General features: G+C 41.5%; 15 protein-coding genes. All 15 read right to left on the reverse strand.

The window, feature by feature from the left end; all coding sequences use genetic code 11:
* Positions 1-59: 59 nt before the first annotated feature.
* The 15 genes from MKZ05_RS10270 to ndk all read right to left on the reverse strand — a co-directional run bounded on the left by MKZ05_RS10270 (position 60) and on the right by ndk (position 15507).
* A complete protein-coding gene (locus MKZ05_RS10270; protein WP_339160007.1) occupies positions 60-1331 on the reverse strand; it encodes a tetratricopeptide repeat protein in 1272 nt (423 codons plus the stop codon).
* A gap of 291 nt (positions 1332-1622) precedes the next feature.
* A complete protein-coding gene (aroA, locus tag MKZ05_RS10275) occupies positions 1623-2909 on the reverse strand; it encodes a 3-phosphoshikimate 1-carboxyvinyltransferase (RefSeq protein ID WP_339160009.1) in 1287 nt (428 codons plus the stop codon).
* A 10-nt stretch (positions 2910-2919) separates the two neighbouring features.
* Positions 2920-4035 (reverse strand): prephenate dehydrogenase, encoded by a 1116-nt coding sequence (locus MKZ05_RS10280; protein WP_137055041.1) that lies wholly within the window; start codon positions 4033-4035, stop codon positions 2920-2922.
* A gap of 113 nt (positions 4036-4148) precedes the next feature.
* Complete coding sequence (gene hisC, locus MKZ05_RS10285) at positions 4149-5246, reverse strand: histidinol-phosphate transaminase (protein WP_003215818.1); 1098 nt, start codon at positions 5244-5246, stop codon at positions 4149-4151.
* Between the two features lie 10 nt (positions 5247-5256).
* Entirely contained in the window at positions 5257-6060 is an 804-nt protein-coding gene (gene trpA / locus MKZ05_RS10290; protein ID WP_050943849.1) for a tryptophan synthase subunit alpha, read from the reverse strand.
* A complete protein-coding gene (gene trpB / locus MKZ05_RS10295) occupies positions 6057-7256 on the reverse strand; it encodes a tryptophan synthase subunit beta (protein WP_335365607.1) in 1200 nt (399 codons plus the stop codon). The genes trpA and trpB overlap by 4 nt, the downstream gene beginning before the upstream one ends.
* Positions 7237-7896, reverse strand: coding sequence for a phosphoribosylanthranilate isomerase (locus MKZ05_RS10300; RefSeq protein WP_339160012.1), 660 nt, complete (start codon positions 7894-7896; stop codon positions 7237-7239). The genes trpB and MKZ05_RS10300 overlap by 20 nt, the downstream gene beginning before the upstream one ends.
* Before the next feature lie 5 nt (positions 7897-7901).
* Complete coding sequence (trpC, locus tag MKZ05_RS10305; RefSeq protein WP_339160015.1) at positions 7902-8654, reverse strand: indole-3-glycerol phosphate synthase TrpC; 753 nt, start codon at positions 8652-8654, stop codon at positions 7902-7904.
* A complete protein-coding gene (gene trpD / locus MKZ05_RS10310; RefSeq protein WP_003215742.1) occupies positions 8647-9669 on the reverse strand; it encodes an anthranilate phosphoribosyltransferase in 1023 nt (340 codons plus the stop codon). Before trpD ends, trpC begins: the two co-directional genes overlap by 8 nt.
* Complete coding sequence (trpE, locus tag MKZ05_RS10315; protein WP_050943844.1) at positions 9641-11188, reverse strand: anthranilate synthase component I; 1548 nt, start codon at positions 11186-11188, stop codon at positions 9641-9643. The genes trpD and trpE overlap by 29 nt, the downstream gene beginning before the upstream one ends.
* Before the next feature lie 231 nt (positions 11189-11419).
* The gene (gene aroH, locus MKZ05_RS10320; protein ID WP_034661065.1) at positions 11420-11803 is read right to left on the reverse strand and encodes a chorismate mutase; all 384 of its coding nucleotides are present in this window, start codon (positions 11801-11803) and stop codon (positions 11420-11422) included.
* Positions 11800-12891: a 3-dehydroquinate synthase gene (gene aroB, locus MKZ05_RS10325; RefSeq protein WP_251190373.1), complete on the reverse strand. Its 1092-nt coding sequence runs from the start codon at positions 12889-12891 to the stop codon at positions 11800-11802. Before aroB ends, aroH begins: the two co-directional genes overlap by 4 nt.
* Positions 12891-14063, reverse strand: coding sequence for a chorismate synthase (gene aroC, locus MKZ05_RS10330; protein ID WP_088000992.1), 1173 nt, complete (start codon positions 14061-14063; stop codon positions 12891-12893). The genes aroB and aroC overlap by 1 nt, the downstream gene beginning before the upstream one ends.
* Positions 14064-14136: 73 nt before the next feature.
* Positions 14137-14916: a protein-glutamate O-methyltransferase CheR gene (locus MKZ05_RS10335; protein ID WP_050943841.1), complete on the reverse strand. Its 780-nt coding sequence runs from the start codon at positions 14914-14916 to the stop codon at positions 14137-14139.
* 144 nt (positions 14917-15060) lie between these two features.
* Entirely contained in the window at positions 15061-15507 is a 447-nt protein-coding gene (ndk, locus tag MKZ05_RS10340; protein WP_003216015.1) for a nucleoside-diphosphate kinase, read from the reverse strand.
* Position 15508 lies beyond the last annotated feature (1 nt).

The following is a 15508-nucleotide window of genomic DNA, read 5'->3' on the forward strand; positions in this document are numbered from 1 at the left end:
TCGTAAATTAAATTGCTATACATGAATTATTCAACAAACCAGTTCTTCATTCCTGCAAACTATAAGGAAATTTCGTCTTCAATTCTTAAAATCGTTTCTTCGATTTCTTCATTCGTGCCATCTTTCTGAAGAACTTTACGTAATAGCGGCAATGCTTCTTTTTGTCTGCCTTCTTCTAAAAGGAACGATGCGTATTCATATAAAAAGTCACGTTCCTCATCAAAATCAGGCAGAGCCAGCTTGAAGTACTCAGCTGCTTCTTTGTATTCTTCTCGTCCAACAGATGCAGATGCAGCATACCAATTCCATTTTGGATCATCTTCCCCAAAGCTTTTAACCTCTTTTATGACATCCAGAATTTCATCAAAAAGCTCTTCATTTAAATAGATCGCGAGCAATGTTTGGACCGCTTCAATATATCCCGGATCAAGAGCAAGTGCTTCTTGAAGCAGCTTTTTCGCATCTTCTGAATCCCCATTTTTCAAGTCAATCTTTGCACCATATAAATATAATTCTTTGTTATACTCATCAATTTTAATACCCTCTTTTACTACCTCTAAAGCCTCGTGATATAGTCCTTCTTCCTCATAACTTTTCGCTAAAGGCATATATAGAGACGAATAAGATGGATCAATATTTTTTAGTTCTGAAAGCTGCTGAATGGCTGTTTTCGTTCGTCCAGCCCTCATCGCTGTAAATCCGTAGCCAAAAAGTGTATTCGGATCTGTTTGATCTTTCACTGCCTTTTCATACCATTCAAGCGCATCTTCGAATTCTCCAGCTGTGCTGAGTGATTCAGCGAGCCTCTGATAAACATTGACGCCGCCAACCTCATGTTGTTGATCTGCGACCTTGTAGAAATAGTCGGCCGCTTTCTTTGAAAGACCTTGCGAAAAATACAATTCACCTAACGCAAAATCAATAATGGCTTCATTTGGAAGCAGCTTTTTTGCTTTTAAGAGCTTTTGTTCACTGACTTCAAATAGTCCTTGCATTTGATACAAATCTGCCATTAACAGTAGGCTCTCTGGATAGGCATCATCATCTTCAGGAATCGTCTCTAATACCGAAATCGCCTTTTCTTCTTCATCAGAGTCAATCAGCAGTTCTGCATAAAAACATGTTAACCCCGTTTCCTCTGGATATAAATCATGTAAATCACTGATGAGATTTCTCGCTTTATCGATATCTCCCCAATCATAATATAACTGAGCTGCCTGCGCCTTTTCTTCATCATGCAAATGCTTTTCTGCCTGAGCAAGTGTTTGAAGTCCTTTTTCAGTCTCACCCGCCTCAACTAATTTTATGGCTTCTTGTAATGAACTATTCAAATCAAACCGTTCCTTTCTGTTTTCCAAAAACCTAAACTATTGTTACTTCATATCATAATCGACAGGTACTCATCCAGCAAATATGTTGCACTTTTAAAATGAACCCATTTTTGTGTTTTAAAGACTGGTTTTCATTTCATCCTTTACGAAACGGAAGTTTTGTAAACTGAAAACACCTGAAATTCATTTTTTGATCAGATAAAATGATTTTTTTCCAGGTTTCATCTTGAGACAAGCTATGCTATATTCCTTACAAATATGCATAAGGAAAGAAAAAGCCTGAGGACATCCTCAGACTGTTTTGGTTAAGTATTCAATGTGTTCAAAGAAATTCGGGTATGAGACGCGTACAGCATCTGTATCTTCAATCTCAACCGCTTGCTTTGTGATGCAAGCAGCAATCCCTAGCATCATACCAATTCGGTGATCTCCGTAGCTTGACACGGCTGCGCCGCCTTGAAGCGTGGTTTTACCATGAATCTTCATACCATCATCTGTTGCTTCAATATCAGCACCGAGTTTTTTAAGTTCTGACACGACTGTATCAATTCGATTGGTCTCTTTTACTTTTAACTCAGCAGCATCTTTAATGATCGTTGTTCCCTCTGCTTGTGTCGCTAGAAGCGCTATAATTGGAATCTCGTCGATAAGTCTTGAAATCATATCACCAGAAATTTCGATGCCTTTTAATGAAGAGGTAGAGATCGTTAAATCTCCATATGGCTCTCCGCCTTTTGCATCTACTTCATTGATCTCGAGATTCGCACCCATTTGTTTCAGAACATCAATAATACCCGTTCTTGTTTTGTTTAGCCCGACATTTTTTAAAACAATTTGGCTGTTAGGAACAATAGATCCAGCAACAAGGAAAAATGCAGCTGAGGAGATGTCTCCAGGAACAAATATATCTGTTGCTTTTAATGTTTGACCACCTTCAATAGAAACACTTTGTTCATCTTCGTCTAGTTTCACACCAAACATAGAGAGCATTCTTTCTGTATGATCTCTTGATTTATGCGGTTCAGTTAATGTTGTTGTTCCTTCTGCTTGAAGACCTGCTAAAAGGACAGCGGACTTAATTTGGGCGCTTGCCACCGGAGACTCATATGAGACACCTTTTAAATGGCCGCCACGAATAGAAAGCGGCGTATACTCGCCGTTTGCTCTGCCATCTATTTTCGCTCCTAGTTGTTTAAGTGGACCTGTTACTCGCTGCATTGGTCTTTTAGCAATACTCTCATCACCGATCAGTGTACTGTGAAACTCACAACCAGCTAATATTCCCATCATTAATCGAATGGTTGTACCAGAATTCCCGACATCGAGGACGTCAGACGGCTCCTTGAGCTCTTTCAGTCCCTTCCCACGGATCACAACATCTGTCCCTTTTTGTTCAATTTCAACGCCCATTTTTCTAAAACAATCAATCGTACTTAAACAATCGGCTCCAGGGAGAAAGTTTTTCACCACTGTCGTCCCATTAGCAATTGCACCAAACATCACTGATCTATGAGAAATGGATTTATCACCTGGAATATGAATGACTCCATTCATAGGAGCATGTTTATGAATTTTCATATTTGTCACCTCAGTCAGCATAAAATGTATCGTAATTCGCTCTATTTTTTATACAGATCTCTGCACGTTTACGGTCGTCTTCTGTTTGAAAACTAATGCGTAAAATCCCATTAATGTCTTCCCGCGTTTCAATAATACGGATATTCGTAATACTGATGCTCTCATTTGCTAAATGTCCTGTAATCTCCGAAATGACTCCAGGGTGATCTGGAACATCCACATAAAGGTCATAAAAAGCAGGAATGGCACCTTTTTTCCTCAGAGGAAGTCCATCACGATATTCCTTTGCCTCTTGAAAATAAGAGAACAAGCCTTCAGCGTCTTCTTGCTGTACAAAGGTCTCAATGCGATCGATCTCTTTTTTCCATTCATGGAACCGGTCTAAAATCTTGTTTTTGTTGTGCAGAAGGATATCTCGCCACATTGCAGGGTTGCTTGACGCAATACGTGTAATGTCACGAAAGCCTCCAGCAGCAAACCGTTTGACAAGTGGGAATTGTTCTTCAAAATGATGTGCTTGATGCACAAGGCTGGCTGCAACAATATGAGGGAAATGACTAATCACACTTGTTACACCATCATGTTCTTCTGGGGTCATCTCAATAAAATGAGCATTTGTACCTTTTAACAAGTCCTTCAAACGATCAACAGCCTCGCGGTTTGTTTCCTTTGCCGGCGTTAAAATGTAGAACGCATTTTCAAATAAAAAGTCTTTCGCTGCTATAACACCTGACTTGTGAGAGCCTGCCATTGGATGTCCACCAATAAATTGATAGTGCTTAGGAAGCGTTTTTTCAGCAAAATGGACAACCTTTTGCTTTGTGCTGCCAACATCGGTAATTGTGAGCTCTCTCTCAATTCCAGAGTTTGCAATATCACGAAGCATATTGACTGTTTGCTGAACTGGTGTTGCCAAAATAATAGTCGCAGATTCAGCCAAACCTGCCGCAAATGAATCAGCTGCTAAATCAATGATACCCAGCTTTGTTGCTGCAACCATTTGTTCTTTGGACACATCGTATCCAACAATTTTTTTATGAGGATACTCTTTTTTAATCGACAGTGCGATGGAACCTCCAATTAAACCAAGTCCAGCGATTAATATTGTTTCATTTGCATCATTCATGTTCATCACCTGTTTTTTCGCGAAAATTAAAAAAGCCATTTCAACAGCTTATATGTATGAGGTTGGTACAATGAAAGCCATATCCTGTAAAAGGATATGACTTTATGGTTATGCTACGCTCGAATGCCTTGCATTAAATCAGCAAGTGTACTTAGAATTTCTGCATTTTGCTCCATTGTTCCGACCGTAATACGTAAAGACGTTGGAAAACCAAGTGCTTTACCAGAACGAACAATGTAGCCTTTTTTCAATAATGCATTGAATAATTCATCTGCATCTCTTTTAAAATCAATCAGCACGAAGTTTGTTTGAGACGGATAAATAAATAGTCCAAAACGGTCAGCAAATTCTTGATATTGCTTGAGACCTGCTTCATTTTTTTGTCTGCATGATTGAATGAAGTCCTGATCTTTTATCGCTGCACGAGCTGCTGCCTGAGCGATACGACTCGTATTAAACGGCTCTCTCGCTGGTTCAATCGCAGTAATCAACTCTTCTGATGCAATGCCATAGCCTACTCGAAGCGCGGCCAGTCCATACGCTTTAGAAAACGTACGGAGTACGATAACATTTTGATAGTTGTGTAATAAAGATAAGCTGTTCGGAAAGTCTTCCGCACGAACGTATTCGACATATGCTTCATCTAGTACTACAAGCACATGAGCTGGTACTTGATCTAAAAACGCCACAAGCTCAGATTCTGACAAATGATTTCCCGTCGGGTTATTCGGGTTGCATACCCAGACGACCTTCGTGTTCTCATCAATCGCATCCAGCATGCCCTTCAGATCGTGAGCTCCTCCGTCTAAAAGCGGCACCTCTCGAATCTCTGCCCGCTCAATGATCGCATTGTGACGATATTGCGGAAAAGACGGAGCTGGGATGACGGTATTTGTATGTTGGTCAAGGAATGCCCTAGCAATAATTTGCACAAGTTCATCTGAGCCATTCCCGAATATTAATTGTTTTTCATTTACTTGAAGAAACTCAGCGAGCTCTGTTCTTAAACTTGCGCTGTATCCATCTGGATAGATCGCTAAATGTTCAAGCTCAGCTTGTATCGCCTCTCTTGCATGAGCGGAACATCCAAAAGGGTTTTCATTTGAAGCCAATTTCACAATTTTGTCTAATTGATATTCTTTTTTGACCTCTTCAATTGGTTTCCCAGGTTGATACGGTTTTAGTTGTTTTAATTGATCTTTGATTTGCAAAAGTTTCACCTCATTTGAATGAATAGAGGGGACTAAATGTTTTTGCATAGGTTTCAAACTCTCTTAAAGCGTCTTGACGAGTATCACTTGCTAACAATTGATCCTGAAGTTCTTCAATTTTTTTTACAAGTGCACTGCCTACAACGACGCCGTCACTCAGTTTATTCATTGCGTCTACCTGCTCTCTTGTTGAGATACCAAAACCGACCGCAACCGGTATGTGACTCAGCTGTTTCACTTGTTGAATAAAATCAGTAATCGATTCGTCAAAGGTTTGTCTGACACCTGTTACACCAAGAGATGAAACACAATACACAAAACCTTCTGCCTGCTCTACTATATTTACTAATCGTTCCTTACTGGTTGGTGCAACGAGCGAAATATATGAAATGTCATATGTTTGACAGTTCTTTTGCAGCTCACTGCTTTCTTCAAAAGGCAAGTCGGGTGTTAAGAGTCCCGAAATATGATTTTTGCGCAGTAAAGCGAAAAAGTATTCTGTGTCTAATTGTAACACAGGATTATAATACGTAAATAGAATTACAGGAATTTTTACACCGTTTTTTTTCATCTTCCCTGCTAATTCTATCGCTTTTACGATATTCATGCCATGATTTAGAGCTCTTTTGGAGGCTCTTTGAATGACAGGACCGTCTGCTAGCGGATCGGAATAAGGAACACCTAGCTCAATCGCATGTGCACCGGCTGCTTGAAGGGACACAGCTAAATCGATCGTGATTTCTTCTGACGGATCCCCTGCTGTAATAAATGGGATGAATAATTTCTCGTCTTGCTCTAATCGAAATGTGATCATTTGGTTTTGCCCTCACTTTCAAGCACATTCATTAATGTATGCACATCCTTATCTCCTCTTCCTGATAGGCAGACAAGGATGATTTCATCTTCACTCATTGTCCTGCTCATCTCAAACGCCTTGGCTAAAGCGTGTGCTGATTCAATCGCTGGCAGGATTCCTTCCTTTTCTGTCAGCAGCTTTAGTGCATCCAGTGCTTCTTGATCTGTAGCACTCACATATTGAACGCGTCCGCTCGCATGTAAATATGCGTGCTCTGGTCCGATCCCGGGATAATCTAGACCAGCTGAAATGGAATAGGGCTCAATAATCTGGCCAAATTCGTCTTGGATTAAATAGGTCAAAGATCCATGAATGACCCCTTTTGTCCCCTTCGTAATGGTTGCTGCATGAAGCGGCGTATCGATTCCTTTTCCAGCCGCTTCTACACCAATCAAATCAATCTCATCATCCAAAAACGCTCGGTACATTCCAATAGCATTACTTCCGCCGCCGACACAAGCAATGACTTTATGAGGGAGCCTGCCTTCTTTTTTCAGCATCTGCTCTTTTGCTTCATCACCAATCATCCGCTGGAACTCACTGACGATTTGGGGATATGGATGAGGTCCTACAACTGAACCGATCATATAGAAATGATCACTACAGTGCTGGACCCAGTAACGAATCGCTTCGTTCGTTGCATCTTTTAATGTGCCGTTTCCGCTTGTGACAGGTATGACTTCAGCGCCAAGGAGCTTCATTCGGAATACATTGAGAGATTGTCTCTCCACATCCTCTTTTCCCATAAATACCGTGCACGATAATCCAAACTTGGCGGCCACCGTTGCAGCTGCTACTCCGTGCTGTCCAGCGCCTGTTTCTGCGATGATGTTTGATTTCCCCATTTTTTTTGCAAGCAGTGCCTGACCAAGTGCATTGTTGATCTTATGAGCACCTGTATGGTTTAAATCTTCTCTTTTTAAATAGATTTTTGCGCCGCCGAGGTATGCAGATAATTGATCAGCATATGTCAGCGCAGTCGGTCTGCCTGAATAGTTTTGCAGTAGAGAAAGATATTCTTTCTTAAAGGCTGGGTCTTCTTTTAATTCGTTAAATGCTTGTTCGATTTCTTTGAGTGGCTGCATGAGCGTCTCGGGAACAAATTTCCCTCCGAATTCTCCATATCTGCCAAGCTCATTTGGATATGCGTACATCGTTTAACATCCTTTCTTCGAGCGCTTTGATCTTAGCGCTGCTTTTCTTCCCGTTTTCTTCTATGCCGCTTGAAAGATCAATCGCTTTTGGGCTATAGGCAAGAAGCTCTGGCAGTGTTTCTGGTGTTATTCCACCTGCAATGATGCATGTTTTCTCCAGTCGTTTTGCCTGCTGAATGTATACAGGTACCGCTTCCCATGTAAAAGCTGTGCCAGAACCGCCTCTCATCCCTTTTACTTTCGCATCAATGAGAAAACCATCGACAAACGGCGCAAATGCCGTCATCTGATCAAGTGTTTCTTTTATATCGGGATCGTGATGAAAGACTTTCCACACTACCGCCCCTGTTTGTTGTTTTATTTCTTTTGCATCCTCTCTTGTTTCATCTCCATGCAGCTGCACGATATCTAAAGGAATATGCTTTGTGATGTCACACACTTTTTGGATTTTTTCATTTACAAATACACCAGTAATCTTTTTCCTGCACTGCGAATCGGTGAGCCATTGTTTCACTTGATCTGGATCGACTTGCCTTTTACTTGGAGCAAAAATAAATCCGATCGCATCTGCTTGAGATTGCGCAATGCATTCTACATCTTCTAGTGAGACCGCCCCGCAATATTTTAAAAAAGGCTTCATCGTGGTCATTCTCCAAATAACGTCTGAACGGCTTTTTCTTGTGAGGGTTCTCTCATTAATGATTCACCTACAAGGACAGCACTCGCTCCATGTTTTTTGACAAAGGTCAGATCATCAAATGTCTGAATACCGCTTTCACTCACTAGCAAGACATCCTTTGGAACAAGTGGTGCAATCTCTTTTGTTTGCTCAACTGTTGTTTTAAATGTCTTTAAATTTCGGTTATTCACGCCAATGATTTCGGGGGTGAATAGGTTTAAGATATGTTCCAGTGTATCTGCTGCATGAACTTCGACAAGAATATCTAGTCCTTTTTCCTTCGCTTCAGCATAGAATTCATGCAGCTGTTGCGGTTCAAGTACTTCCCCAATTAATAAAATGGCATCTGCACCGATACGTCTTGACTCTTCTATTTGTATGGAATCGATGATAAAGTCTTTTCTTAAAATTGGACGTGCGACGTATTCTTTAATTAAGGAAAGATACTCGTTCTTCCCTTGAAAAAATGGTTCATCTGTTAAGACTGATAAGCAATCAGCATTCGATTTTTCGTAGGCTTTTGCTGTTTGCAGAGGATCAAAATTTGGCTGAATGATTCCTTTGGAAGGAGAAGCCTTTTTCACCTCAGCAATCAGCCCAATCGAGCGGTGAGGGTTCATGAGTGCTTCTTTAAATGATCGTCTTTCAAAGTGTCCATCCACAGGTAACTGCAACGTTTGGATATGTTCTTTTTTACGTGCAATGATTTGATTAAGCATAGATCTCTTCCTCTTTCGTTTTTTGTTTTAAACGAGCCAATTGTTCTTTGGCTGCTCCGTTTTTAATCGTTTCTAATGCTTTTAATGTTCCTGCCATGAGGCTTTCTGACTTGCCCGCGACATATAAAGCCGCCCCGGCATTCAGAGCTGTAATATGAAGCGGCGCCCCTCCTGTTTGATGATTCAATATATTCTGAATCAATTTCGCGCTCTCTTCCGGTGATTGGACCTGAATATCTGATAAGTATCCTTTTTCCAGTCCAAAGTCTTCTGGGTTTAGCGTATATTCTGTCATGGCACCTTTTTTGAGTTCAATCACATATGAATTGGCTGTAATCGTTAGTTCATCCAGCCCGTCTTCCCCGCATACAAACAGGACATGCTCTGGCTCTAATGGGGCAAGGGCTTCCGCCATTAATTTTGCCTTTTCCTTTGCATACACACCGATGATTTGCTTTTTGGCTTGCATCGGGTGGCAAAGCGGTCCTAATAGATTAAATACCGTCCGGAAGCCAAGCTGCTTGCGGACTGCTGCTACTTGTTTCATAGATGAATGGTACAGTGGTGCAAATAAAAAGCCCATGTTTTTCTCTTGTATTTGCCTTCTTGTTTCTTCTGGAGTAGATTGAATGTGAATCCCAAGACACTCTAGCACGTCGGCACTTCCGCTTTTTGAAGAGACTGAACGATTTCCGTGTTTTGCGATTTTAGCACCAGCGGCGGAAGCTACAATAGCAGCTGCAGTTGATATATTAAATGTGGAGAGTCCATCGCCTCCTGTGCCGCATGTGTCAACGACATCAAGCGATCTTTCCGCTGGTTCTGCTTTTTGCCGCATGGCCCTCACGAAGCCTGTCATTTCTTCAGCGGTTTCTCCTCTATGCGCTAAAATCGATAGACTTGCAGCGACTTCAGCATCTGTTAAAGAGCCGCTCATCATATCATGCATTAGTCTATGTGCTTCATTTTCTGATAGGAAGCCTCCGTTAACAAGAGCTGATAGTCGCTGATTCATCCTGCACACTCTCCTTTTCTGAGAAAATATGTTCAGCAAGCTGAATGGCCCTCAGAAGCGCTCCTGCCTTGTTACAAGTCTCTTCCCATTCATTTTCTGGCACAGAATCTGCGACAATGCCAGCGCCTGCTTGTATGGAAGCGATCTGATTTTTGACGCTCATGGTACGAATGGTAATACAAGAATCGATATTACCGTCGAACCCAATATAGGCAATACAGCCGCCATACGTTTCCCTTGGCTCAGGCTCCATTTCATTTAATAATTGCATCGCTCTTATTTTCGGTGCCCCTGTTAATGTGCCTGCTGGAAATGCGGACATGAGTGCATCAACTGGGTGTGTATCCTGCTTTAGCTTCCCTGTCACAATGGAGATGATGTGCATGACATGTGAAAAGTTCACAACTTTTGTAAAGGTCGGTACGGACACGCTGCCGTATTCTGCTACGCGACCGACATCATTTCTGGCTAGATCTACTAACATGTAATGTTCTGCTTTTTCTTTCTCATCTTCTAGCAGCTCTCTTGCCAGTGCGGCGTCCTCTTCTTTTGTTGCTCCTCTTTTTCTAGTGCCTGCAATAGGATGAATTTCTAGGTGCCTATTTTTGGCATGAATTAATCGTTCTGGTGAGCTTCCGACTAAATCACGGTCTTTTAATTTCATAAAATACATGTATGGAGATGGATTCACAATGCGAAGCACACGGTATAATTCAAATGAACTCACTGACACTGGAATATCAAAGCGCTGTGAGAGTACGCCTTGAAAAATATCACCCGCTCGAATGTATTCTTTGATTTTTTCTACGTCCTTTAGAAATTGTGTTTTTTCATAGGTTGATGTCACATGTTCAAAGGACGGTGATTCGTTCATATTCCCTGATAAAATCAGTTCTTTCATATCAATCTTTGTGTGGAGCTTGTGAATCATCTGTTCAAGCCGCTTTTGATTTTCTTTGTAAGCTCGTATTTTTTCGTCTTCTGTTTCATTTCCGGTTAGCTGGGTGTATTGGATAAAATGAACATGATTCGTTTCATGATCAAAGGCAATCATCGTTTGGCAGACAAATAGTGTACAATTGTCTGTCGTTGGTGCGCTTAGATGCGGCCTGACAGATGGTTCAATGCTTGGAATAAGATCGTAACTTAAGTACCCAACTGCCCCGCCTGTAAACGGGATGTCAACGTCTGGTGTCTTGATTTGATATTGCTCTTTCATCCAGTCTAATAAGTCTTTCAGTTCTTGTTTTTTCATGACCTCCTGCCCTGCCGCGTCACGTGCAATATATTCGTTTTGATCATCATGTAAGGTTAAAAAAGGATGTAATCCGATGAAGGAATATCTCGACCAGCTAGAAGACTCATCTTTGCTTTCTAGTAGATACACAATATCTGCCTTGAGTTTTTCGACAATTTGAATCGGTGAGAGCGTATCAACTGTAATGGTTTCAACAATCGGGATCGTTTTGTGGGACTCGCTGTCCCTTAAAAATCGGGTCAAATTTGATTGGGAATTCATAAGCACACTCCTTAAATGGGATTAAGGAGAATGAGGGGACATATAGAGGGTTTGTATGAGTATACGAAATAAGCCTAAAAGAGGGGTGCTCTTTTAGGCAGTATGATGAAATAGACGTATCGTATCTCTGCTCAACTCTACTCATCTCAACTACCCTAGTCTCATTCTCATCTTCTCTAAACTTGCAATGCCGTTTACACCTGTGTGTAAACTTCGGCTGTTCATATCGTATTATAATTCCTTGTTTTTTGTCAACTGTAAATCAGGGCGAAGCGTCACAGCTTCTTCCAAGTACACATGCTGCACATCTTCCTGCTTTGTGTCTGTTTGGACCGTCATTAACACACGAATACAATGTTTTAAACCGCCTTGAATGTCCAGCTCCTGCATACAAGTAACAGGCACATACGTCCACCCTTCAAACTGACGAAGGGCTTTTGCCGGAAAAACGGAGTGAATATCTTGTGTAGCTGAAATTAAGATCTGCACGACACGTTCTGGATCTACTTGATTTCTTGAAATAATCGCTTCTAGCAGCTGTTTCGTTTTGTTTAACACTTCTGTTTCTGTATCTTCTGTCACAGTTGTAGCCCCACGTATCCCGCGAAACATCATAGACATCCCTCCTCCCGTTTCCATTCTTCGAGCCATTGATGCAGATCATCTTTTGTGAAAGACTGCAAGACAGCATCTCCAACCTGTTTTAATAAAACAAATTGAACGGTTCCACCTCTTGCCTTTTTATCACCAATCATCCGGTCAACAAATGTTTTCGTGGAAATATCTTGAGTGACTTGTACCGGAAATCCGAGTTCTTTCATCCACTCTTTTAGTTCCGTCCGATTGAGGCTGAGTCCCAGCTTCTTTTCGCTCACATATAGCGCAAACTGCATGCCGATTGCAATAGCATCTCCGTGTGTAATAACGCCGTATCCATACTCTGCTTCAATGGCATGCCCAAGTGTATGACCTAAATTCAAAAATGCACGCACGCCTTGTTCTCTTTCGTCTTTTTGAACAATCGACGCTTTGACCTCAATCCCTTGATACAGCATATGTGCCAGCTGGCTCTTTGAACATTCCGCCAAAGAACGAATAGACATCAGCTCTGATAAAAAGTCTTCACTTGAAATGAGGGCATGTTTGATGACCTCAGCAAAGCCTGACCTCATTTCAGTTTGAGATAGTGTCTCAAGCATGCTCGTATCATAGATCACGGCTTTCGGCTGATGAAACGCACCGATTAAATTTTTACCGAGCGGGTGGTTAATCCCCGTTTTCCCGCCAACTGCACTGTCATGTGCCAGTAGTGTCGTCGGAACTTGAATAAAATCAATGCCTCTCATATAACTAGCAGCAACAAAGCCAGCCAAATCGCCAATTACGCCGCCTCCAAGCGCAATGATGCACGAGGAGCGATCCAGCTGAAACTGAATGGCCTTCGTATGAATATGCTCAAACTCAGCAAAAGATTTCGACTGCTCTCCGCTTGGCACAACCACTTTATGCACAGACCACTTCTGCTTAAGTAATCGAACCATTTCATCACCGTAAATGGCATCAACCGCTGTATCTGTCACGATTAAGAGCTTCGTATAGGAATGCCCCGTGGAAGTCATCAAGTCGACGATATTGCGTTTAATCCCATCACCGATGTATACAGGATAAGTGGCTGAAGACGTCTTAACTTCCAGTGTTTTCATTAAAATTCCCTCTGAAGCTGGCGCATTTTTTCAACATTTTCTTTAATGCGGTCAATTTGATCAAGGCCAAACTGCTCCACTACAGCATTGGCGATTTCCCAAGCCACGACTGCTTCTGCGACAACACTTGCGGCAGGAACAGCACAGCTGTCAGAACGCTCAATGCTTGCAGAGAAAGGTTCTTTTGTTTCAATGTCAACGCTTTGAAGCGGTTTGTAAAGCGTTGGGATTGGTTTCATGACCCCTCTTACGACAATTGGCATACCAGTTGACATTCCGCCTTCAAGACCACCTAAGCGATTTGTTTTTCTCGTATAGCCCTTTTCTTCATCCCAGATGATTTCATCATGGACCTCACTACCATTTTTAGAAGCCGCCTCGAAGCCGATACCAAATTCGACCCCTTTAAAAGCATTGATACTCAGAACAGCACCTGCAAGCTTGCTGTCTAATTTGCGGTCATAGTGAACATAGCTTCCGACTCCAACCGGCATTCCTTCAACGATGACTTCCACAATTCCGCCAATTGAATCACCGTTTTTCTTCGCTTCATCAATGGCATCCATCATTTTTTGACCTGCTTCACTGTCGTAGCAGCGAACAGGTGACTCTTCCGTTACCTTTTGCAAATCTTCAATTGATTCATATGCCGTTTGAGCTGCTTTCACTCCGCCAATTTCAAGAACGTGGCCAGCTACCTTGATTCCTAAATGAGCCAAGATTTGTTTAGCGACTGCGCCTGCTGCTACGCGCACGGTTGTCTCACGGGCTGATGAACGCTCTAATACATTTCGCATATCACGATGTCCATATTTAATCGCACCATTTAAATCCGCATGTCCTGGTCTAGGGCGTGAAATTTGACGCTTCATTTCACTCTCTTCTTCTTCTGTGATTGGCTCTGCCCCCATCACTTTTGTCCAATGCTTCCAGTCGTTGTTTTCAACGACAAGTGCAATAGGAGAACCTAATGTTTTCCCGTGACGAACACCACTTAACACTTTCGCTTGGTCTTTTTCAATCTGCATTCTTCTGCCGCGGCCGTGACCTTTTTGTCTTCTAGCCAATTCATAGTTGATGTCATCCTGCTCTATGTAAAGTCCCGCTGGAACGCCTTCAATAATTGTGGTCAATTGTGGACCATGTGATTCACCTGCTGTTAAGTATCTCATGACTTGATCTCCCTTCATCGCATTAACGCTTTTAAGTAAAACTATGATAACACACTTACTACTAAAAAGTCAGCTACAACCCCTTCTTTTGATAAAAGAAAGTATCAGCTGATGTGAGTCCAAACTTTTCTGGATGAAAAATTTGTTCAGTTGAACCAACAAATAATACGCCATTTGGTTTTAAACTGCTGCTCATTTTCCTGTAAATCTCTTCTTTTGCCTCTTCTGTAAAGTAGATAAGGACATTTCGGCACACGATAAGATCAAGCTGTTTTTCATAAGGGTCTGCTAAAAGGTTGTGTTTTTTAAATTGAATGTGCTTTCGCACCTCATCCTTCACAGTGTAAAATGATGAATCTTCTTTTGTGAAATATTTTTGCTTGATTTGATCTGGTACCTCTTGCAGTGATCGTTCATGATATTTTCCTTTTTGAGCTGATTGCAGCACTTTATCATCAATATCAGTTGCAATAATTTGGAAGTCCTTCACAAGCGGATGGCTTGATAGCAGCATTGAGAGTGTATACGGCTCCTCTCCTGTCGAACATGCTGCACTCCATATTTTTAGGGTCCCGCTGTTTTTCAAAAGCAGCGGAAGAATTTTTTGATCAAGCACTTCCCAGCGTTGATAGTTTCGGTAAAATTCTGACACATTGATCGTCATTCGATCCATCGTCTCGTCTAATAGTGCTCTATCCTTTTCAAGGGCAGACGCGAACGCTTCAAAATCTCTATATCCTTTTTTATCATATAGTGACGTTAATCTTCGTTTCATTTGTGCTTCTTTATATAAATTCAGATCCACCCCGGTTAGCTTTTTCCATTTTCCGACAAACACTTGATATTGATCCATCAAAGTCCTCTCCTGTCTCATCTATCTTTGTCCTAGTATAGCTGTTTTTATCGAAAATTTGTATCTTCTCATGCGAAATTTCGTGTAGAAATATTCATATAAAAAAGCCAAGGTGCTCATTTGATGAACACCTTGGCTTGAATTTTAATAAATCCAGCTTGAGATGGTTTGATCCCAGTTTGTGAGTTCTTCTTGTTTGAAGAATAAGTTGATTTCTCTTTCAGCACTTTCTGGTGAGTCTGAGCCATGGATAATGTTTTTTCCAACCGTCAATCCATAGTCTCCTCTTATTGTGCCCGGAAGCGCTTCCTTCGGGTTTGTTTTGCCGATAATCTGTCTTGTGACATCTACTACCTGCTCACCTTGCCATACCATTGCAAATACTGGTCCTGACGTAATAAAGTCAACCAATTCCCCGAAGAATGGTTTTTCTTTATGCTCTCCGTAATGTGTTTCTGCTACTTCTTTTGGAATGCTCATTAGTTTTGCACCAACAAGCTGAAGCCCTTTTTTTTCGAATCTTGACACAATTTCACCGATTAATTGTCTTTCCACACCATCAGGTTTGACCATAAGAAATGTTTTGTCCATA

It is taken from the genome of Bacillus sp. FSL M8-0277, from assembly GCF_037975305.1.
GTDB lineage: Bacteria > Bacillota > Bacilli > Bacillales > Bacillaceae > Bacillus > Bacillus pumilus.

What these genes read in the sequence shown, in the direction of transcription:
- aroA (WP_339160009.1), bottom strand. Translation starts at nt 2,909, where the DNA reads ATGAAAATTCATAAACATGCTCCTATGAATGGAGTCATTCATATTCCA.
- MKZ05_RS10280 (WP_137055041.1), bottom strand. Translation starts at nt 4,035, where the DNA reads ATGAATGATGCAAATGAAACAATATTAATCGCTGGACTTGGTTTAATT.
- trpA (WP_050943849.1), bottom strand. Translation starts at nt 6,060, where the DNA reads ATGATCACATTTCGATTAGAGCAAGACGAGAAATTATTCATCCCATTT.
- trpB (WP_335365607.1), bottom strand. Translation starts at nt 7,256, where the DNA reads ATGTACGCATATCCAAATGAGCTTGGCAGATATGGAGAATTCGGAGGG.
- MKZ05_RS10300 (WP_339160012.1), bottom strand. Translation starts at nt 7,896, where the DNA reads ATGAAGCCTTTTTTAAAATATTGCGGGGCGGTCTCACTAGAAGATGTA.
- trpC (WP_339160015.1), bottom strand. Translation starts at nt 8,654, where the DNA reads ATGCTTAATCAAATCATTGCACGTAAAAAAGAACATATCCAAACGTTG.
- trpD (WP_003215742.1), bottom strand. Translation starts at nt 9,669, where the DNA reads ATGAATCAGCGACTATCAGCTCTTGTTAACGGAGGCTTCCTATCAGAA.
- trpE (WP_050943844.1), bottom strand. Translation starts at nt 11,188, where the DNA reads ATGAATTCCCAATCAAATTTGACCCGATTTTTAAGGGACAGCGAGTCC.
- aroH (WP_034661065.1), bottom strand. Translation starts at nt 11,803, where the DNA reads ATGATGTTTCGCGGGATACGTGGGGCTACAACTGTGACAGAAGATACA.
- aroB (WP_251190373.1), bottom strand. Translation starts at nt 12,891, where the DNA reads ATGAAAACACTGGAAGTTAAGACGTCTTCAGCCACTTATCCTGTATAC.
- aroC (WP_088000992.1), bottom strand. Translation starts at nt 14,063, where the DNA reads ATGAGATACTTAACAGCAGGTGAATCACATGGTCCACAATTGACCACA.
- MKZ05_RS10335 (WP_050943841.1), bottom strand. Translation starts at nt 14,916, where the DNA reads ATGGATCAATATCAAGTGTTTGTCGGAAAATGGAAAAAGCTAACCGGG.
- ndk (WP_003216015.1), bottom strand. Translation starts at nt 15,507, where the DNA reads ATGGACAAAACATTTCTTATGGTCAAACCTGATGGTGTGGAAAGACAA.